Source organism: Streptomyces sp. TSRI0107, assembly GCF_001905845.1.
Taxonomy (GTDB): Bacteria; Actinomycetota; Actinomycetes; order Streptomycetales; family Streptomycetaceae; genus Streptomyces.
This window is the reverse complement of sequence record NZ_LIVZ01000012.1, coordinates 301347-319588: the sequence shown is the minus strand read 5'-3', so window position 1 is coordinate 319588 and position 18242 is coordinate 301347. Positions and strand designations below refer to the sequence as shown.

Below are 18242 nucleotides of genomic sequence, written 5' to 3'. Positions count from 1 at the left end.
CACTGTCTCGGCGCCCGGTGGATTTGTCAATGCCCTGTCAGAATGTGCACGGAGCAGGGCGGGTCGGACCACCCTGCTCCGTACGGCGCCGAGACGCGGCGGCGCGGATCAGGACACGTTGTCCCCGTGGGTCAGCGTCTCCCAGGCGACGAAGAGGTTGTTCGTCCCCATCGGACGCCGGGCCAGGGTGTACGCCTCGGTGTTGGTCATGGCGTGGCCGAGGCGGTTGTGCAGGGCGTTGTAGCCGACCTCGGCGACCGGGCCCAGGCCGCGCTTGACGGCGCCGCCGCACAGCCACGACGGCGGGTTGTTCAGTTCGTACGTGGCGTGGAGGCCGAGGGCGTGCCGGATCCTCTCGCCGAACTCGGGATAGAGGTCCTGACCCTGGATCCGTGAGGTCTCGGCGACCTGGGCCATGGCCGCGATGCCGTAGCCGGTGTGGGTGAAGTCCCGGCAGGTCTCCTGGGAGAGGCCGTTGACGAAGGTGGTCTGGTTGTGCCAGTAGGCGATGATCTCGTCCCGGGTGTCACGTCCGTCGCCGGGTTTGGTGCGCGGCAGAGCGCCGTCGGACGTGAGGTAGACGTACGCGGGCACGCGGTTGCGGTAGAGCGCGACGGCGCGGTCGTAGACGGCCTTGTCGTCGAGATGGACGCCGATGCCGATGATGGCCTGCGTCATGCTCAACTCCCAGTTGCCGTTGGAGTTGGAGCCGTTCTGGATCTCCGGGTAGTAGACGTTGCGGAGCATGCCGGCGAAGCGGCCGGAGTTGGGCCAGTTCCCGTAGGCGTGCTTGATGATCTCGGCGGCCTTGGGCCAGGTGGACGCGGCCCAGGCGGTCTGGAGGGGCGCGTTGCTGTTGGTGTGGTCGCGGACGGTGGCCGACCAGGCGTCCATGATCTGGATCGCCTTGGCCGCGTGCGCGGTGTCGCGGGTGACGTACCAGGCGAGGGCGTGGGTGTACGCGGCGATGGCGTCCTCCCGCTCGTCCGTGCAGCCGTAGTCGGGGTTGGAGTACGAGCCGCACTCGACGACGGCGCGCGGGTGGGGCGTGTAGGAGAGGGAGGCGTACCGCGAGTTCATCATCTGGCCGAAGGCGGCGGCCTGCGGGGCGGCGCCCGCGTTCACCCTGGCGCGCATGGTGTCCAGTTGGGCGCGGCTGACACCCACTCCCGGGTGGGTGAAGACGGCGGGGGCGGCTTGCGAGGCGGGAATGGCGGCGTCGGTCGCGGCGGTGGCGGACCGGCCGGCCGTGGCCGGCGTCGCGAGGACGCCGGCCAGGAGTGCGCCGACCGCCGCGAGGAGGGCGGACTTCAGGACTCTGCTTCGCATGGGGGGTGGTGCCTTTCTGCCGACACGAGCGTTCAGTGTTCACGTATGTGTTCAGCTCTCGCCGACGTGAATCACTGTCGATGCCGGGAAGGTAACGACGCCCCATGGACACGTCAAGGTCTAGACCTACGCCGGGGTCATCGGGCGGCGAAGGCGTCCGCGTGCTCGGTGGCCCACTGGGCGAAGGTGCGGGCGGGTCGGCCGGTGACCTTCTCGACGGTGTCGACGACGGTGCGGCCCACCTCGGGCGTGTTGCCGTACATCTCCAGCAGGAAGCCGATCACGTCCTCCGGCCGGCCCTCCGCCCGCCACCGGGCGACCGCCTGTTCCTCCGTCAGCTCGACCAGCGCGATCTCGCGGCCGCGCGCGGCGGCGATCGCCGCCACCTTGTCGCCGACGGTCAGCAGCTCGGGACCGGTGATCACGTACTCCCGTCCCCCGTGGCCCTCCTCGGTGAGCGCGACCGCCGCCACGGCACCGATGTCTCCTTCGTGGACCATGGCACTGAGCCGGTCGACGAAGGGCTCACGGACCTCACCGGAGGCCACGATCCCGTCCGCCCACTCCAGGGCGTTGGCCATGAACTCCACCGGCATGAGCACGGTCCAGTCGACACCGTCGTCGGCGCGTACGGCGTCCTCCAGCGGGGAGGGACCGCCGCCGTGCAGCACGGTGACCCGGCGCACGCCGGCCGCCTCGGCCCGTTCCAGGATGCGGGGGCCCGTCTCCAGCGGGCCGAAGTAGGCCCCGCCGAACGTGATCAGGTGGAGGCCGGTGACGCCCTCCAGGGCCGGGACCAGACTGTCGGGTTCCGTCAGGTCGCCCTGGACGACCTCGACGCCGGACGGGAGGTCGGCCGTGGCCGCGTCGCGGGTGAGGGCGCGGACCGCGTGGCCGCGGGCGAGCAGTTCGGCGACGACCTGACGGCCGACGGTTCCGGTGGCGCCGGTGACAAGGATGTTCTGCGCGTTCGTCATGGCACGACCGTAGGGAGACTTGCGGTCAGCTTCTGTCCGCAACCATCGGCTCCCGGAGTCACTGCCCGGAGATCAGGGCGTCGGCGAGCCGTGCGGCCGGGTCACCGGTGAGGTGACGCAGGGAGCGTCCGGTCGGCCAGGTCGAGATTCCGTCGTCCGCCCACCGCGGAACGACATGGAAGTGAAGGTGTGGCACCGACTGTTCCGAGCCGGAGCCGCTGGCGTTGAGAATGTTCACGCCCGTGGCGTCCAAGGCGCTCCGCATGGCCTCCGCCACACGCTGGACCAGTGTCATCGTGGCTGCCAGGGCCTCGGGTGGGGTCGTGAAGACGTCCGGGAAGTGGAGTGCGGGAACGACGAGGGTGTGCCCCGGCGCCAGCGGGTCCAGCGGAGTGAACGCACAGGCGTCTGAGCCACGGGCCACCCAGCTCGCTGCGTCGTCACGGATGAGCCGGCAGAAAATGCAGTCCATGCGCGCCGACTCTGCCACGCCGCGATCGCGCGGGACGACGAGCCCTCCGCGTCACTCGACCGGCCAGGTGTGCGCCGGAGCGTTCATGTGCATGTAGTCGATGTACTGCTGGGTCATCCGCCGCAGCGCCTCGTGCCGGTCCGCGTGGGCCGTGTCGTAGAGGTGGTGGAACATCTCCGCCTGCCACACGGCGCCGTTGCGGCCGCTGACGCAGCGCTGCTCGATGATGCCGAGCAGCGGTTCCCGCCAGGCCGCGTCCATGCCCGCTCGTTCGAGTCCGCGGTGTGCCAGCGGCAGCAGGCGCCGCAGCACCAGCTCCGTCGCCGGGACCTCGCCCATGCCCGGCCAGTACAGCTGCGCGTCGATGCCGTGCCGTGCCGCCGCGTGCAGGTTCTCCTCCGCCACCGAGAACGACATCCGCGACCAGACGGGCCGGTCCTCCTCGACGAGGGCACGCGTCAGGCCGTAGTAGAAGGCACCGTTCGACAGCACGTCGGCCACCGTGGGGCCCGCGGGCAGCACCCGGTTCTCCACCCGCAGATGCGGTACGCCGTCGACGACGGCGTACACCGGGCGGTTCCAGCGGTAGATCGTCCCGTTGTGCAGGGTGAGCTCGGCCAGTGCGGGGATGTCGCCGCGGTCGAGCGTCTCCCGCGGATCCTCGTCCTCGCACAGCGGCAGCAGCGCCGGGAAGTACCGCACGTTCTCCTCGAAGAGGTCGAACACGGTGGTGATCCACCGCTCCCCGAACCAGACCCGGGGCCGCACTCCCTGCACCTTGATCTCGTCCGACCGGGTGTCGGTGGCCTGCTCGAACAGCGGGATGCGCGTCTCGCGCCACAGCTCCTTGCCGAACAGGAACGGGGAGTTCGCCGCCAGGGCGACCTGCACCCCGGCGACGGCCTGCGCGGCGTTCCAGTAGGGCGCGAACTCGTCAGGTGACACCTGGAGGTGGAACTGGGTGCTGGTGCAGGCCGCCTCCGGTGTGATCGTGTCCGCGTAGGTCCGCAGCCGCTCGACCCCGTCCACGGAGATCAGCAGGTCCTCGCCGCGCGCCGAGAAGATCTGCTCGTTCAGCAGGTGATAGCGCGGGTTCTCGGACAGGGAGGCGAGCCCCACGTCCTTCATCTGCAGCGTCGGCAGGATCCCCACCATGACCAGGTGCGCGCCGATCGGCGCGGCCTTGCCCTCGGCGTGGTTGAGCGCGTCCCGGATCTCCCGCTCCCAGGAGTCGGGGCCGCCGGCGGTGAGCCGGCGCGGCGCGATGTTGATCTCCAGGTTGAACCGGCCCAGCTCGCTCGACCACGACGGGTCGGCGATCGCCTCCAGGGCGTCCGTGCTGCGCATGGCGGGCTCGGCGGCGGCGTCCACGAGGTTCAGTTCGATCTCCAGACCGACCTGCGGCCGCTCGAAGTCGAACCGCGACTCCCGCAGCATCCGCGCGAACACGTCGAGGCAGGTGTGCATCTTGTTCCGGAACTGGCGACGGTCGTCACGAGTGAACGCCAGCGCCGGGACGTCTCGTCCCATGCGGCCCTCCCGAGTCTCCTCGACGCGGATCCCATCTCTCAGCGTCCCACTCCCCGAGTACCCCAACCACCGACGCCACCGCGCCACCAGTGCGGGCCCGGCGCGGGCCCGGCACGGTCACCGCATCGGCACGGCACGTGACCGGCCGGACCGTACGCCGGGCCCGTCCGGCCTACCGGCTGAACCGTACGGGCAGGCTCCAGGGGCCGCGGATCATCAGCCCCGGGCGCCAGGTGATCGCCGCCGGGTGGATGTCCAGGGAGAGTCCGGGACAGCGGTCCAGCAGGGTACTGATGGCGATGCGCGCCTCCAGACGGGCCAGTGGCGCGCCCAGGCAGTAGTGGATGCCGTGGCCGAAAGCCACATGGCCGCGGGCGTCCCGGGCGATGTCGAAACGGTCGGGTGCGGGGAACCGCGCGGGGTCGCGGTTGGCGTCGGCCAGCGCGACGAGGACCAGTTCGCCGCCTCCGGGGATGACCGTGTCGCCGATCGTCAGAGGTCCGGTGGTGAACCGGTACGTGGGGGTCTCGACCGGGCCGTCGTAGCGCAGCATCTCCTCGACCGCCCGGTCGATGAGGGACGGGTCCGCGCGCAGGGCGGCCAGTTGTTCGGGGTGGGTGAGCAGGGCGAGGACACCGTTGGAGATGAGGTTCACGGTGGTCTCGTGGCCCGCGACCAGCAGCAGCCAGGCCATGCCCATGAGTTCCTCGTGGGACAGCCTGTCACCGTCGTCGTCCGCGCCGTGCATCAGCGCGCTGAGGAGGTCGTCGCCGGGGCGCTGCCGCTTGCCGTCCACCAGCTCCGCCATGTACCGGGCCATCGAGGCCGCCGCGGCCTTGCGGAGTTCGGGATCGATGGCGCCCAGGGCGTCGTTCGACCAGGTCCGGAAGGAGTCGCGGTCCAGGTCGGGGACGCCGAGGAGTTCGCATATCACCGAGATGGGCAGCGGGAAGGACAGCGCCTCGACGAGGTCGGCCCGCCCGTCCGGGGCGGCGAGCATCCGGTCCAGGAGTTCGTCGGTGGTCTTCTGGATGCGCGGCGCGAGTTCGTCCACGCGGCGCGGGGTGAACTGGCGGGCGACCAGCTTCCGCAGCCGTGTGTGGTCCGGCGGGTCGGCCCTGAGCATGTGGGGGCCGGAGGAGACGGCCCCCAGCGGCAGAGCGGGTGACGCCTTGCTCCAGTCCTTGGTCAGCCGGGAGTCCGCCAGTGCGGCGCGTCCCGCTTCGTAGCCGACGACGAGCCAGGCCGAGGCGCCCCCTTCCGGCATCCGGATGCGGTGCACCGGACCCTGGGCCCGTAACCGGGCGTACACGGGGTAGGGGTCGCGGGTGAACGACTCACCGAGTGCGGCCAGGTCGACGACGTTCATGGGGAACCACCTCACTGGGCTGGTTGCGGGCCTGGGGACATCGTGCTCCCTCGCTCCGGCCGTCACCGAGGGGCCTGCCAATCGGTTTTCGCCAAGTTGCGCGAGTGCGAGGTCACGCCCGGACGGTGACACTTGACGGGCCGTGATCCGGCTCGCGCTCGGGCCGTGACATCCGCGTACGAAGGGAACTCGTCCGCCCATGCACATCGACCTGACAGGACGCACCGCACTGGTCACCGGATCCACCCAGGGCATCGGTGCGGCGATCGCCGTGGCCCTCGCCCGGGCGGGGGCCCGCGTGGGTGTCAACGGCCGCGACGAGCGGCGGGTGGCCGAGAGCGTCGAGAAGCTGGCCGGCGAGGCGCCCGGCGCCGACCTCGTGCCGGTGGCCGCCGACGTGTCGACCGACGAGGGCGCGGCCCGGGTGGCGGAGCTGCTGCCCCGGGTGGACATCCTGGTCAACAACCTGGGGATCTTCGGTTCCGCCGACCCGCTGGAGATCACCGACGACGAGTGGCGGCGCTACTTCGAGGTGAACGTCCTCGCCGCCGTACGGCTGACCCGGTTGTATCTGCCCGGCATGACGGAGCGCGGCTGGGGGCGTGTCCAGTACGTCGCCAGTGACTCGGCGGTCGTCATTCCCGCGGAGATGATCCACTACGGGATGTCGAAGACCGCCCTGCTGGCGGTGAGCCGCGGGTTCGCCAAGAAGGCGGCGGGCACCGGCGTGACGGTGAACTCCGTCATCGCGGGGCCCACGCACACCGGCGGTGTCGAGGACTTCGTGTACGAACTCGTCGACCGGGACCTGCCCTGGGAGGAGGCGCAGCGCAGGTTCATGCGCGAGCACCGCCCGCAGTCGCTGCTGCAGCGGCTGATCGAGCCGGAGGAGATCGCCCACATGGTCGTCTACCTCAGCTCCGAGCAGGCGTCGGCCACGACCGGGGGCGCCCTGCGCGTCGACGGCGGGTACGTCGACTCGATCCTTCCCTGACCGGCTCCGTCCCTCCCTGACGGCCGAAGCCCCCTCGCCCGGAGCCTGGAGAGCCCTGGACGAGGGGGCGGAGCCGGGTCAGGGACCGACGGTGATCTGCTGTGACGGGTCGGTCGTGTCGGTCACGGTGTACGCCAGGTTGACGGTGGAGCTCGTCGCGCTGGTCGGGCAGCCGAAGGTGCCGGTGACGGTCACGGGCACGACGGCGTTGACGAGGGACAGCCCGGACGGCGCCCCGTTGGTCCACGAACCGGAGATGGCGGCCGGGCCGTTGGGCGCGGAGACGATGGTGCAGCTGGCCAGGCCGGTGGTCTTGACGACCAGCCCGCCCTGCGGGACGGTCAGCGCCGCCGTGGCCGGGGAGCCGTTCTGGACCGAGATGCCCCACGTGCCGCTGGTGGTGACGGTGGGGGTCACCCCGGGCAGGCTCGAGGTGCAGGAGCTGAAGGCGGGAGCGGCCATGGTGGAGGACACCGGGCCCGCGGCGTTGTGGTTGGCGGGAGCGGCGGGGACCTGTCCGGTCGTGGTGGAGACGGAGCAGGTCAGGGTGACAGAGCCGGCCTTGAAGGTGGCCTTGCCGGACAGGGTCGCCTTGTAGGCGTGCCCGGCCGGGGTGACGGTGGTCGACTCGGCGGCCGTGCGGGCCTCGGCGGTGGAGCCGGCGACCAGGAGCGCGGCGGTCGCGGCGGCGCCGGTGGCGGTGGCGAGCAGGGCCCGCACACCGTGGGGACGCGGTGGCATGTCTTGCCCCTTTCAGTCAGTACGTGTCGACGGACGGGGTGTGAGCGGTTGGTGCGTCGTCGTGCCGGGTGGTGCCTGTGGGGGGTGGCGTACGGGAGGGCGGTGGCGTCGGCTCGGCGGGCGCCGGCAGCGGCTGCCAGGCGAAGATCATCGAGCCGCCGACGATGCCCAGGAAGGTGCCGAGCAGGAAGCCGCCCAGGTTGGACATGACGAGTGCGGCGACGGCGAGGAGGACGGTGACCACGCCGGCCAGGCCGCGGTAGTGCGGGGCGACCCAGGCGGACAGGCCCATCACGATCATCATCAGGCCGAGCAGGACGGACGGGAGTCCGGCGATGCCCTGCTGGAGCATGACCTCGAGCGGGGCCAGGGGCAGGATGCTGATCTCGGTCCCGGCGAGGACGGTGACCAGCCCGCCCCAGAAGGGCCGGCCGCGGCGCCAGGCGCGCCACGCGTGCCGGCTCAGAAGCATTCCGTCTTCCCCTTCGTGATCTTCATCTTGAGCCCGGACAGCTTGAAGGTGCCGGCGTTCGCGGCCCAGGCGACCTGCTTGAGGTCGGTGATGCTGAAGTCGTCGGCCTGCTGGGAGAAGGCGTCCTGCATGCCCTGGGCACCCTCGGGGCCCTTGTCGAGCGTGGAGGCGTCCCGGCCGATCTCGATGTTGCGGAAGGAGGCGTTGCCTTCCAGCTGGGTGGCGTCGAGGAAGAGGTTCTCCGCCTTCACGGGGGTGTCGCCGGTCCCGGCGGTCAGGTTCAGCGAGACGTCGCCGAGCACGGGGAGGCTGGTGACCACCGACTGGCAGAGGCTGTCGATCGTCGCGGTCCTGATGCCGACGGTGGCGACGGGGAGGAGGTCGTTGCGCGCGTTGGTGTCGATGTTGCCGTACTGGGCGAAGCCCTCGCCGGTGAGACGGTCGGCGGAGACCTTGAACTGCTGGCCCGAGACGGCGAACGAGGCGGCCATGGCGCCCTGCGCGAGCGCGATCCCCAGGGCGGCGGTGGCCGCGCAGCCGGGGACGGCGAGCAGCGCGAACCGTCTCCATCTGATCCGGCCGACTAACTGTCTGCCTTGCTCGTCTTTCATCCTCTTTGTTCCTTTCGATGACAGAAAAGAGCACCCGGCGGGTGAGAGGCATGGTTGATCGAACGGCGTGAACGGACGCGCGCGAACGGCTGCGCCAGGGTCATGCCGTGGCAGGTGGTACGGGGTTACTGACGAGTCAGGTTAAAGGCGCCAGCGGGTGTTGGCATAGTTGCTTGACGAACACTGTTTCGGTCATGTTTCAACTGCCCGAACGAGCGGTGAACCGCTTTCTTCCGGCCGCTCAGGGCGCCGATGCCCCCGTGGTCGACCATGGCCGGTTCGCTGCGCGCGGCACCGGAACACCTCGCCGAGGCCCGGGCCGTCGGGGAGTGGCGCGGACGGCGAGGGCGATCAGCGGGAGCAGCGTGAGAGCGGCGATGACGGTACCGACCAGGGGCGGTCCCGTCAGTCCGAGGGCGGAGTCCAGGGCCGTGCCCGCGAACCACGATCCGGCGGCGATGCCGGTGTTGAACGCGGAGGTGGTCAGCGCGGAGGTGAGCGTGGCGGCGTCCCCGGCGAAGCGGACGGCCAGCGCGGTGACGACCGGGTTCACCGTGAAGCCGGTCAGGCCCATGAGGAAGACCAGGACCGTGGCCGTGACCGGGTTCCCCGACAGCGGGATCATCAGCAGCAGGACCAGGGCCGTGGCCGCCGCGGCGGTGATGGTGGTGGCCATCGGGTGACGGCCGCCCAGGCGCCCGCCGGTGGTGGTACCGCCCAGGGCTCCGGCGCCGAACGCGACGAGGACCAGCGGTACGACGCCTTCCGGGACTCCGGCGCGGTCGGTCAGCAGCGGGGCGATGTAGCTGTAGGTCGCCAGGACGCCGCCCATGATCAGCATGGCGGCGCTCAGCGCCAGCCAGAGCCGGCCCTGGCGCAGGGCGCTCAGCTCCGCGCGCACGGAGACGGTCGTCTGCTGCCCCTGGGCGGGGATGAAGCGGCCGATCAGGGTCGCGGCGAGCGCGGAAAGCGCTGCCAGTGCCCAGAACGGGCCGCGCCAGCCGACGAACTGGCCGGCGAACGAGCCGACGGGCACGCCGACCACGTTGGCGAGGGTCAGACCGCCGATCATGACGCCGATGGCGCGCGTGGCGGCTGCGGGGCCCGCCGCGGTGGTGGCGACGACGGCGCCGACCGACCAGAACGCTCCGGTCGCCAGAGCCGTGACGACACGGGCGACGAGGACGACGGTGAAGGACGTGCTGAGGGCCGCGACGACGTGCCCGAGGCTGAAGACGACCAGGGCGAGGACCAGCGTGCGGCGCCGCGGCAGGCGCAGGGTGGCCATGGCCATGGTCGGCGAGCCGATGATCATGCCGAGGGCGAAGGCGGTGATCAGCAGGCCGGCCCGGGAGACACCCACTTCGAGGTCGGCGGACAGCGCGGGCAGAAGTCCGGCGACGACGAACTCGGTGGTGCCCATCAGGAAGGTGCCGGCGGCGAGCACCCAGACGACGAAGGGCAGCTTGCCGGGTGCGGTCCTGGACGGGGAGGACATGCGTGCGGTCTCTCCTGGAGTGGAGTGGAGTGGAAAAGGAGCAGGTGAGGGCGTGACCGACCGGGGCCGGGACCGGGTCTGGAAACCCGGCCCCGGTCCTGGGACGGTGTGGTCCTGAGTCGGTGTGGCCCTGGGACGGGCGCGGGCTCAGGGCTTCAGAAGGGCCTTGATGGCGCGGCGCTCGTCCATCGCCTTGTAGCCCTCGGCGACCTGCTCCAGCGGCAAGGAGAGGTCGAAGACCTTGCCCGGGTGGATCCGGCCGGTCAGGACGCGGTCGATCAGGTCGGGCAGGAAGCGGCGCACGGGGGCGGGGCCGCCGCGCAGGCCGACGTGGGAGTAGAACAGTTCCTCGCCGTCGACGGCCACGTCGTGGGGGACGCCGACGAAGCCGACGTTGCCGCCGGGGCGGGTGGCGTGCAGGGCCTGCCGCATGGCTTCGGGGGTGCCGACGCACTCCAGGACGGAGTCGGCGCCGATCCCGTCGGTGAGGTCCTTGACGTGGGCGACGCCTTCCTCGCCGCGTTCGGTGACGATGTCGGTGGCGCCGAACTCCAGGGCCAGCCGCTGCCGGGGCGCGTGCCGGCTCATGGCGATGATCCGCTCGGCGCCCAGTTCCCTGGCGGCGATGACGCCGCACAGGCCGACCGCGCCGTCACCGACGACGACGGCGGTGGAGCCGGTCCGGACCTCGGCGGCGACGGCCGCGTACCAGCCGGTGCCCATCACGTCGGAGACGGCGAGCAGGCTGGGCACCAGATCGCCGCCCGGGTGCTCGTCGGTGGCGACGAGGGTGCCGTGGGCGTTGGGGATGCGGATGTACTCGGCCTGGCAGGTGCTCATGAACTCCCGGTGCAGACAGGAGGACTGCCAGCCGTTGAGACAGTTCGGGCAGGTGTTGTCCGAGGTGGCGAAGGAGCCGACCACGAACTGTCCAGGGGTGACGGAGGTGACGTCGTTGCCGACCTCCTCGACGATGCCGACGTATTCGTGGCCCATCGGGTGGGGCTCGTCGACCGGGTTCAGGCCGCGGAAGTCCCACAGGTCCGAACCGCACACGCAGGTGGCGACCGTGCGGATGATCGCGTCGGTCGGCTTGACGATCTTCGGGTCGTCGCGCTCCTCGAGACGTACGTCTCCGGGAGCGTGGATCACTGCGCCGCGCATGGTGGTGCTTCCTTCGGTGCGGGGACGTCTTTCGTGTTCGAGCCTCACACGCGGCCACGGGTGGGAAAAGCGGAGGGATACGTCCTGGGAGAAGCACATCCTGGGAGAAAACTCTCCCCCCGTGTCCGGGCGGCATCGATGCCATGCTGGGAGGCATGACCAGCAATCTTCCCCTCAATGAGCTGGGAGAATTCCTCAAGAAGCGGCGTGCCGAGCTGAGCCCGCGCACGGTCGGGCTGCCGGACGCGGCGGGGCCCCGCAGGGTCACCGGGCTGCGCCGTGAGGAGGTCGCCCACCTCGCGTCGATCAGCACCGACTACTACACGCGGCTGGAGCAGGGCCGCATGCAGGCGTCCGCTCCCGTGCTGGACACCCTCGCCCGCGTGCTCCACCTCGACGACGACCAGCGGGCGTATCTGTTCCAGCTGGCCGGCAAGACCGCGCACCGCACCCGGCGGCGCGGCCGGCAGAAGGTGCAGCCGCAGCTCCAGCGTGTGCTCGACGACCTCACCGCCACCCCCGCGCTCGTGCAGGGGCGGCGCGGGGACATCCTGGCCTGGAACTCGCTGGCCGCCGCCCTGGTCACCGATTTCTCCCGCGTCCCGGAGAAGCAACGCAACTATCCGCGTATCCAGTTCACCGATCCGGCGATGCGGACGCTGTACGCGGACTGGGAGGCGTCCGCGCAGATCTCCGTGGCCCAGCTGCGGATGGAGGCGGCGAAGTACCCGGACGACCCGCGTCTGATCGAGCTGGTCGGTGAACTGTCCATGCGCGACCAGCAGTTCGCCCAGTGGTGGGGGGAACACCGGGTCGCCGCCCGGACCGTGGGCACGAAGACCCTCAATCACCCGGTCGTCGGTGAACTCGTCCTGGACTGGGACACGCTGACCGCGAACACCGACCCCGACCAGCATCTGACCGTCTGGACCGCCGAGCCCGGCTCACCCACCCACGAACGGCTGCGCATCCTCGCCTCGTGGGCCGCCGACCAGCACGTGCCGGCCTCGTCCTCCGTCGGCTGACGCGGACGCGGACGCGGCCGGCACGTACGTGGGCCGCCGCAGCGGCCGGCCGGTCAGGCGCGTGCGGGTGCGCCGTCGGGGACCGGCTGGGCTCGGCGCTGCGGGCGCCAGGTGCTCACCAGGGCTCCGGCCAGGAGGAGTTCGGCGATGTCACCGCCGTAGTACATGATCTCCGCGGCGGCCTTGACCTCGGGGATGGGGGCGCGGATGTCGACCCGGTAGCCGCCGTACATCAGTTGCGAGATCACGGCGTGCGCGGCGATGGCGACACCGATGTGAACGAGCCGTGTCCGTACGCCGGGCCGGGCGGGTGCGGGGTCGGGGCCCGCGATGACATGGGCGAACAGGCAACCGGCCAGCAGGAAGTGCGCGTGCAGCAGCCAGTGCCCGGCGGGATGGGCGGCGGTGGCGTTGTACAGCGGGGTGAAGTACAGCACCGCCAGGCTGCCGGTGGTCAGCGCCAGGGCCACGGTCGGACGGGTCAGCAGCCGCGCGGGACGGCTGTGCAGCGCGGAGGTGATCCGGCGGGCGCCGGCGGCGGGCAGCGTGCGCAGCAGCAGGGTGACCGGGGCGCCGAGCACCAGGGCGAGCGGTGCGTACATGCCGATCAGCAGGTGCTGGACCATGTGGCCGCGGAAGTCGGTGTGCGCGGTGGACGCGACCGGCGGCAGCAGCGCGATCCCCAGCAGGAGCAGGCCGGTGAGGAAGCTCGCGGTGCGGCGGTGGCTCCAGCCCCGCACCGGGTTGCGGTCCCGCGCCCGGTGGGCCAGCCACAGGTAGGCCGCGGCGCACACCAGCACGGCGAGCGCGGGCAGTGCCGTTCCCACGAGGTCCGGCAGCCCGCCGTCCGCGCCGTGGCCGGGCACGGGGTGCTCGTGTTCCGTCATGCGTGCCGCCGTGCCCGCCCGGCGGACGGGGCGTCGGGGTCGAAGGGACGTCCGCCGCGCTGCAGCAGCCAGCCGCCGGCCACCAGCAGCGCGCCCAGCAGCAGGAAGCCCAGGTCCCACCAGATCTGGCCGTCACCGGCGTAGACGTGGTGGATGGCGAGGATGTGATGGTCCAGGACGCCTTCCACCAGGTTGAACAGGCCCCAGCCCACCAGCGCCCAGCCCCACAGCACCCGGGAGGTCCACACCCGGCGCCGGTCGTGGGTGACCCGCGAGTACAGGATGGCGAGGCCGGTCAGGACGGCGAGCCAGCAGACGACGTGGAAGACGCCGTCCCACAGCGTGTTCATCTGCAGCCCCGGGACGGTGTCGGGGTCGTAGTACTTCACGCCGATACGGTCGTCGTTCGTGCTGGTGAGCATGTGGTGCCAGCGCAGCAGCTGGTGCAGCAGGATGCCGTCGGCGAACCCGCCGAGCCCCACCCCCAGCACGATCCCCGGCAGCTGCAGGCTTGCCGGAGCCGCGGTGGCGCCGGCCTCGCTCGTTCTCGTAGCCATGACCCGTTCTCCGTCCCGTCGCTGACTGGCGGTGCAGGGTTTCCCCGAGCCGGTCTTCCCTGCGGGACGGCGCGTATCCACACGGATACGGCCATTCCTACCAGCGGTTATGCGTCACGGCGGGCATGCTCGGGAGCCACCCCGGTCGTCCGTCCCCGTGCGGTCCGGCCGTCGGACGATCTCCGACCGCACGGGATCGGCCAACGCGCGCGGCACGGCCACCAGCCGGATCGACTCGGTGGACGGCCGGCGCGTCAGGAGGGCGCCGGGGACAGCGACGCCGGGTCGGTCTCGGGGTTTCCGTCGCGGCACAGCGCCTGCCGGTACAGAGCCAGCAGGGCGCCGTCGATGGGGTGGGGCCGCGGCTCGCCCGCGGGATCCAGGACGTCGCGCACCTCGGCGTACACCCCCGGTACTCCCGCGCGGTGGACGGCGTCCAGGGCGGAGTTCAGCTTCGCGGGAGCGAAGCCGGTGCTCGTACTCCTACCCGTGCTCGTGCTCGTACTCGTGCACTCGCGCATAACGCCAGCCGGTTCTTCAAGGCGTATGTCCTTTCGGCATCAGGGATGGGTGGCGACCATCCTCACGGCCGGCCCCCGGCGCGGCACCCGCCATCCGTCGCGCATCCGGCCCCGATCACGCGCCGACCGGCGGCCCTGTCCCGCGGCCCGCCCTCCTATCCTTCTGCCATGGAGGCACTGGCCGTTCGGCTGTCGGGACTCGATCCGTACGTCGATGGCGCGATCCGCATCGTCGCGTTCTACGACACGCTGATGCGCCGCCGCGTGGACGTGCCGGCGCTCGCCCGCGCCTCGGCGGGCCTGGCCGAGTGCGTCGCCGGGATCCGGCTGCACGGCACGGGGCGGGCGATCCGCGTCTCGCCGCACGGCACGGAGGCGTCCGCCCCGCAGGCACCCGCGTCGACGACGGTGCCGATCACCCTCGACGACGAGGAGATCGGCACCGTGTGGCTGGAACGCTCCGGCTCGCCCAACCCGCTCGACGAGATCCTTCTCGACCGGCTCGCCATCGCGACCGCCGCGGCCGTCGAACGGTACGGACCGGCCCGCACCACGATGGCCGACCCCGCCCTCGTCGAACTGGTGATCAGCGCCGACAGCGACGAGGCGGCCAGGGCCCGGGCGCTGCGGCTGCTGGGCTTCGCGCCCGACCTGCCGGTCCACGTGGCCGCCGTGCGCTCCCGGCTCCCCCTCGACCGGATCGGCGCACTGGTCTGCCCGGCCCGCCCGGTGAAGGCGGCACCGCTCTCCGACGTGGGCGTCATCCTGGCCACCACCATGGACCCGGCCCGGTTCCCGGCGGACGTCCGCGCCGGCATCGGCGCCGCCGGCCGCCCCGACCTGTCCTGGCGGCAGGCCCGCACCGCGCTCCGCTTCACCACGCCGCGGGAACCCGTCGTCCGCCACAGCGACCTGGGCGCGCTGGCGCTCCTGGCCGAGATACCGGGGAGCACCGCACGGGACAACGCCGACGTGGCCGCCATCGGCCGTATCGCCGGCAGTCCGGAGGACATGGAGACCCTGGAGACCTACTGCGCCACCGGCTCCCTGCGCCGGGCCGCCGACCTCCTCCATCTGCACCACAGCAGCGTCGCCCGCAGGCTCGAGCAGATCGCGAAGGCGCTGGACATCGAGCTGACCGTGCCGGGCGGACTGCTGCGGGCCAGGCTGGCGCTCACCGCGTGGCGGCTGCTCGACGACTGAGGCCCGTCCGACGTCACATTCCGGGCATGTGGTGACGGCGATCGCGCGAGATGGCTCACACGGAGAGCCGGGAAGAAGGGCTCCGGAACGGGCAGGCGTGCCTGGACATCCGCGGTTTCGCTGCAGTATGCAGCAAATTGCATACGCAACGTAAGCGGCCGAGCGGCGCCTATGGTCGCTTTTCGGCCCGCCCGACAGCGCCGCCGCGCGGACCCGTCCCTGTCCCCGTCGAAAGGTAGGCGAGCGAAGTCTTGTCGACTGCCTCAGTCGCCGCTCCCCCGGCCACACCCGAGATCCGTTCCGCGCCGGCCCCCGAGGTCACCGTCACCGACCCCGCGCTCGTCAGGCGCGCCGTGAAGGCGGCGGCGCTGGGCAACGCCATGGAATGGTTCGACTTCGGTGTCTACAGCTACATCGCGGTCACCCTCGGCAAGGTCTTCTTCCCGTCGGGCAACCCCACCGCTCAGCTGCTCTCCACGTTCGGCGCCTTCGCCGCGGCCTTCCTGGTCCGGCCGCTCGGCGGCATGGTCTTCGGACCGCTCGGCGACCGCATCGGCCGCCAGAAGGTCCTCGCGCTGACCATGATCATGATGGCGGCGGGCACCTTCGCCATCGGGCTGATCCCGTCGTACGCGGCGATCGGTGTCGGCGCGCCCGTCCTGCTGCTGGCCGCACGCCTGGTCCAGGGCTTCTCCACCGGCGGCGAGTACGCCGGTGCGTCCACGTTCATCGCCGAGTACGCCCCCGACAAGCGGCGCGGCTTCCTCGGCAGCTGGCTGGAGTTCGGCACCCTCGCCGGGTACATCGGCGGCGCGGGACTGGTCACGCTGATGACGGCGCTGCTGTCCACCGAGGACCTGGTGTCCTGGGGCTGGCGCGTGCCGTTCCTGATCGCGGGCCCGATGGGCATCATCGGCCTGTACCTGCGTACCCGCCTGGAGGAGACGCCCGCGTTCGCGGCCGAGGTCGAGAAGGCGGAGGCCGCCCGGCCGAAGGTGCCGCTGCGAGAGATGATCACCGGCCAGTGGCGGGCGCTGCTGCTCTGCGTCGGCCTGGTGCTGGTCTTCAACGTCACCGACTACATGCTCCTGTCGTACATGCCCAGCTACCTGACCAGTGAGCTGCACTACGACGAGACGCACGGCCTGCTCGTGGTGCTCGGCGTGATGGCGCTGATGATGATCGCGCAGCCCTTCGTGGGCGCGCTGACCGACCGGATCGGACGCCGCCCGGTGATCGCGGCGGGCTGCGCGGGCATCCTGCTGCTGTCGATTCCCGCCCTGCTGCTGATCCGCGAGGGCAGCCTGGTCGCGGTGGCGCTGGGCATGGGCGCGCTGGGCCTGCTGCTGGTCTGCTTCACGGCGGCCATGCCGGCGGCGCTTCCGGCGCTGTTCCCGACCCGGGTCCGCTACGGCTCGCTGTCGATCGGGTTCAACGTCTCCGTCTCGCTGTTCGGCGGCACGACCCCGCTGGTCGTCACGGCCCTGATCGGCGCCACCGGCGACATGATGATGCCCGCCTACTACATGATGGCCGCCGCCGTCATCGGCGGTTTCGCGGTCTGGCGCATGGCCGAGTCGGCCGGACGCCCGCTGCCGGGTTCGGCTCCGGCGGTCGCACCTCCGGGGCACTGAGCTCCGCATCGCATCAGCTGCGCACGCCCCGGGCTGGGTCCTACGACTCCGGCCCGGGGCTGCGGGCTGTGATCACGCGTCCGGGGTGGCGACCGGCGACATCCCGTGGCCCACCCCCAAAGACACCCACACCCAGCCCGCCTCCGGCAAGGCCCCGCCCCCCCGGGCCAGAATTGGCCCGATGGCCGAGATCACGCGCCGGGCACCGAGCCCGGCCGGCCCCTCGCCGGAGCCGGTGCAGCCGATACGCGCCAATACCGCCGCCGGAGTGCCGACGTGGCGGTGGGGGCGGTTCCGCCTTCTCGACGGTCGGTCACACCGCATTCACCGTGCGTGTTTGCCGTCCGCGACCGGGCATCACACTTCCGCCGCACCACCTTCACGCAACGCACACTTTCGGTCGCGGCCGCTTCCGGGCGCCGGTCCGGGGGCAGACGCGACGGCCGCCCCGTGCCTAGCCTCCCGGGCCATGCGATCACCCTTGATGAGACGTCTCGGTCTCACCGCCGTCCTGGCCCTCTTCCTCGCCGTCTTCGGCCTCGCCCCCGCCGCGAGCGCGGACCCCGGCCCCGCCGAGCTGAAGTTCACCACCGACGCCGCCACGACCACGCCGGGCGGCACCGTGAACCTGTCGATGACGCTGACGAACAACAAGACCTACGACCTCTGGTTCGTCTACCAGACCATCGACCCCACCTGGCTGACCACCCAGCGCCCCGACCTGAAGTACTCCTTCACCGGCTGCACCCTCACCACGGCGAGCGGCAGCACCTCGTGTTCCGGCACCGGCCCCGCCAACCTCGGCGCCAACTACGGCGCCCCCATCCCGCCCGGCCAGAGCCGGACCGTGACGCTGACCCTGCAGATCGCCCCCGACTCGGGCTGCAACGGCAACATCGGCTTCTACTCGTACTTCTACGCCGAGTTCAGCGACAGCACGAACACCAGCGGCGGCCCGGTCTACACGCCGGAGACGCGCGTTCTGTGCTCCTGACGGTGTCCGCCGGATAGGGCCGTGACCTGAAACAGGCCCCAGGAGCGTCCGGCTATCGGTCTACACCAATGACAGCCCCACCGGCGGGCCCCCGGGCCCGCCGGTGTCCTGCATCCCCTCGCCCACCTGGACGGAAGTACCCGATGCGGGCCGCCGGGGCGGCGTCCGTGACGGGCCGCCCAAGCGGCGTGCGCCGGGTGACCGCCGGGCGCACGCCCGCGTTTTTCCGTCAGGTTTCGCAGCAAGAGCACGAAAGCTCCACAG

General features: G+C 71.4%; 18 protein-coding genes. 5 read left to right on the top strand and 13 right to left on the bottom strand.

All coding sequences use genetic code 11. The annotated features are described in order from the left end of the window. Window positions 1–108: 108 nt before the first annotated feature. The 5 genes from AMK31_RS30615 to AMK31_RS30595 form a co-directional block, all read right to left on the bottom strand. The gene (locus tag AMK31_RS30615) at window positions 109–1329 is read right to left on the bottom strand and encodes an alginate lyase family protein (RefSeq protein WP_073943930.1); all 1221 of its coding nucleotides are present in this window, start codon (window positions 1327–1329) and stop codon (window positions 109–111) included. 137 nt (window positions 1330–1466) lie between these two features. Beyond that, complete coding sequence (locus AMK31_RS30610) at window positions 1467–2306, bottom strand: NmrA family NAD(P)-binding protein (RefSeq protein ID WP_073943929.1); 840 nt, start codon at window positions 2304–2306, stop codon at window positions 1467–1469. Between the two features lie 58 nt (window positions 2307–2364). After that, window positions 2365–2778, bottom strand: coding sequence for an HIT family protein (locus AMK31_RS30605; RefSeq protein ID WP_073943972.1), 414 nt, complete (start codon window positions 2776–2778; stop codon window positions 2365–2367). A 51-nt stretch (window positions 2779–2829) separates the two neighbouring features. Then, window positions 2830–4308, bottom strand: a complete 1479-nt coding sequence (locus AMK31_RS30600; RefSeq protein WP_073943928.1) for a glutamate-cysteine ligase family protein — start codon at window positions 4306–4308, stop codon at window positions 2830–2832. A gap of 172 nt (window positions 4309–4480) precedes the next feature. Next, window positions 4481–5677: a cytochrome P450 family protein gene (locus AMK31_RS30595; protein ID WP_073943927.1), complete on the bottom strand. Its 1197-nt coding sequence runs from the start codon at window positions 5675–5677 to the stop codon at window positions 4481–4483. A 199-nt stretch (window positions 5678–5876) separates the two neighbouring features. Between AMK31_RS30595 and AMK31_RS30590 the strand changes: the two genes are divergently transcribed. Beyond that, window positions 5877–6671, top strand: coding sequence for an SDR family NAD(P)-dependent oxidoreductase (locus tag AMK31_RS30590; protein ID WP_073943926.1), 795 nt, complete (start codon window positions 5877–5879; stop codon window positions 6669–6671). Window positions 6672–6749: 78 nt separating this feature from the next. On the opposite strand, the gene AMK31_RS30585 is transcribed toward AMK31_RS30590, so the two are convergent. From AMK31_RS30585 to AMK31_RS30565, 5 genes are all read right to left on the bottom strand, one after another. After that, window positions 6750–7412: a hypothetical protein gene (locus AMK31_RS30585; protein WP_073943925.1), complete on the bottom strand. Its 663-nt coding sequence runs from the start codon at window positions 7410–7412 to the stop codon at window positions 6750–6752. 16 nt (window positions 7413–7428) lie between these two features. After that, window positions 7429–7884 (bottom strand): DUF6114 domain-containing protein, encoded by a 456-nt coding sequence (locus tag AMK31_RS30580; protein WP_241842760.1) that lies wholly within the window; start codon window positions 7882–7884, stop codon window positions 7429–7431. Further along, entirely contained in the window at window positions 7875–8495 is a 621-nt protein-coding gene (locus tag AMK31_RS30575) for a DUF6230 family protein (RefSeq protein ID WP_073943924.1), read from the bottom strand. Before AMK31_RS30575 ends, AMK31_RS30580 begins: the two co-directional genes overlap by 10 nt. 241 nt (window positions 8496–8736) lie before the next feature. Further along, on the bottom strand, window positions 8737–9993 hold the full coding sequence (locus AMK31_RS30570) for an MFS transporter (protein WP_079186989.1): 1257 nt from the start codon (window positions 9991–9993) through the stop codon (window positions 8737–8739). Between the two features lie 147 nt (window positions 9994–10140). Further along, entirely contained in the window at window positions 10141–11157 is a 1017-nt protein-coding gene (locus tag AMK31_RS30565) for a zinc-dependent alcohol dehydrogenase family protein (RefSeq protein ID WP_073943923.1), read from the bottom strand. 143 nt (window positions 11158–11300) lie between these two features. Between AMK31_RS30565 and AMK31_RS30560 the strand changes: the two genes are divergently transcribed. Further along, on the top strand, window positions 11301–12182 hold the full coding sequence (locus AMK31_RS30560; RefSeq protein ID WP_079186988.1) for a helix-turn-helix domain-containing protein: 882 nt from the start codon (window positions 11301–11303) through the stop codon (window positions 12180–12182). A gap of 53 nt (window positions 12183–12235) precedes the next feature. On the opposite strand, the gene AMK31_RS30555 is transcribed toward AMK31_RS30560, so the two are convergent. From AMK31_RS30555 to AMK31_RS40110, 3 genes are all read right to left on the bottom strand, one after another. Next, a complete protein-coding gene (locus AMK31_RS30555; protein ID WP_073943922.1) occupies window positions 12236–13069 on the bottom strand; it encodes a cytochrome c oxidase assembly protein in 834 nt (277 codons plus the stop codon). Next, complete coding sequence (locus AMK31_RS30550) at window positions 13066–13626, bottom strand: DUF2243 domain-containing protein (protein ID WP_073943921.1); 561 nt, start codon at window positions 13624–13626, stop codon at window positions 13066–13068. The genes AMK31_RS30555 and AMK31_RS30550 overlap by 4 nt, the downstream gene beginning before the upstream one ends. A 254-nt stretch (window positions 13627–13880) precedes the next feature. Beyond that, window positions 13881–14147, bottom strand: coding sequence for a hypothetical protein (locus AMK31_RS40110; protein WP_107468768.1), 267 nt, complete (start codon window positions 14145–14147; stop codon window positions 13881–13883). Window positions 14148–14315: 168 nt separating this feature from the next. Between AMK31_RS40110 and AMK31_RS30545 the strand changes: the two genes are divergently transcribed. The 3 genes from AMK31_RS30545 (at window position 14316) to AMK31_RS30535 (ending at window position 17978) form a co-directional block, all read left to right on the top strand. Beyond that, window positions 14316–15350, top strand: coding sequence for a PucR family transcriptional regulator (locus AMK31_RS30545; RefSeq protein ID WP_073943920.1), 1035 nt, complete (start codon window positions 14316–14318; stop codon window positions 15348–15350). Window positions 15351–15601: 251 nt separating this feature from the next. Further along, on the top strand, window positions 15602–16984 hold the full coding sequence (proP, locus tag AMK31_RS30540; RefSeq protein ID WP_073943919.1) for a glycine betaine/L-proline transporter ProP: 1383 nt from the start codon (window positions 15602–15604) through the stop codon (window positions 16982–16984). Between the two features lie 469 nt (window positions 16985–17453). After that, the gene (locus tag AMK31_RS30535) at window positions 17454–17978 is read left to right on the top strand and encodes a hypothetical protein (protein ID WP_073943918.1); all 525 of its coding nucleotides are present in this window, start codon (window positions 17454–17456) and stop codon (window positions 17976–17978) included. The last annotated feature ends 264 nt before the right edge of the window (window positions 17979–18242 follow it).

Bases quoted from the DNA above. Each gene is read 5' to 3' on its own strand.
- AMK31_RS30595 (WP_073943927.1), bottom strand. From the start codon at position 5,677: ATGAACGTCGTCGACCTGGCCGCACTCGGTGAGTCGTTCACCCGCGAC.
- AMK31_RS30565 (WP_073943923.1), bottom strand. From the start codon at position 11,157: ATGCGCGGCGCAGTGATCCACGCTCCCGGAGACGTACGTCTCGAGGAG.
- AMK31_RS30610 (WP_073943929.1), bottom strand. From the start codon at position 2,306: ATGACGAACGCGCAGAACATCCTTGTCACCGGCGCCACCGGAACCGTC.
- AMK31_RS30550 (WP_073943921.1), bottom strand. From the start codon at position 13,626: ATGGCTACGAGAACGAGCGAGGCCGGCGCCACCGCGGCTCCGGCAAGC.
- AMK31_RS40110 (WP_107468768.1), bottom strand. From the start codon at position 14,147: ATGCGCGAGTGCACGAGTACGAGCACGAGCACGGGTAGGAGTACGAGC.
- AMK31_RS30535 (WP_073943918.1), top strand. From the start codon at position 17,454: ATGCGATCACCCTTGATGAGACGTCTCGGTCTCACCGCCGTCCTGGCC.
- AMK31_RS30570 (WP_079186989.1), bottom strand. From the start codon at position 9,993: ATGTCCTCCCCGTCCAGGACCGCACCCGGCAAGCTGCCCTTCGTCGTC.
- AMK31_RS30580 (WP_241842760.1), bottom strand. From the start codon at position 7,884: ATGCTTCTGAGCCGGCACGCGTGGCGCGCCTGGCGCCGCGGCCGGCCC.
- AMK31_RS30555 (WP_073943922.1), bottom strand. From the start codon at position 13,069: ATGACGGAACACGAGCACCCCGTGCCCGGCCACGGCGCGGACGGCGGG.
- AMK31_RS30585 (WP_073943925.1), bottom strand. From the start codon at position 7,412: ATGCCACCGCGTCCCCACGGTGTGCGGGCCCTGCTCGCCACCGCCACC.
- AMK31_RS30590 (WP_073943926.1), top strand. From the start codon at position 5,877: ATGCACATCGACCTGACAGGACGCACCGCACTGGTCACCGGATCCACC.
- AMK31_RS30545 (WP_073943920.1), top strand. From the start codon at position 14,316: ATGGAGGCACTGGCCGTTCGGCTGTCGGGACTCGATCCGTACGTCGAT.
- AMK31_RS30575 (WP_073943924.1), bottom strand. From the start codon at position 8,495: ATGAAAGACGAGCAAGGCAGACAGTTAGTCGGCCGGATCAGATGGAGA.
- AMK31_RS30560 (WP_079186988.1), top strand. From the start codon at position 11,301: ATGCTGGGAGGCATGACCAGCAATCTTCCCCTCAATGAGCTGGGAGAA.
- AMK31_RS30600 (WP_073943928.1), bottom strand. From the start codon at position 4,308: ATGGGACGAGACGTCCCGGCGCTGGCGTTCACTCGTGACGACCGTCGC.
- AMK31_RS30615 (WP_073943930.1), bottom strand. From the start codon at position 1,329: ATGCGAAGCAGAGTCCTGAAGTCCGCCCTCCTCGCGGCGGTCGGCGCA.
- AMK31_RS30605 (WP_073943972.1), bottom strand. From the start codon at position 2,778: ATGGACTGCATTTTCTGCCGGCTCATCCGTGACGACGCAGCGAGCTGG.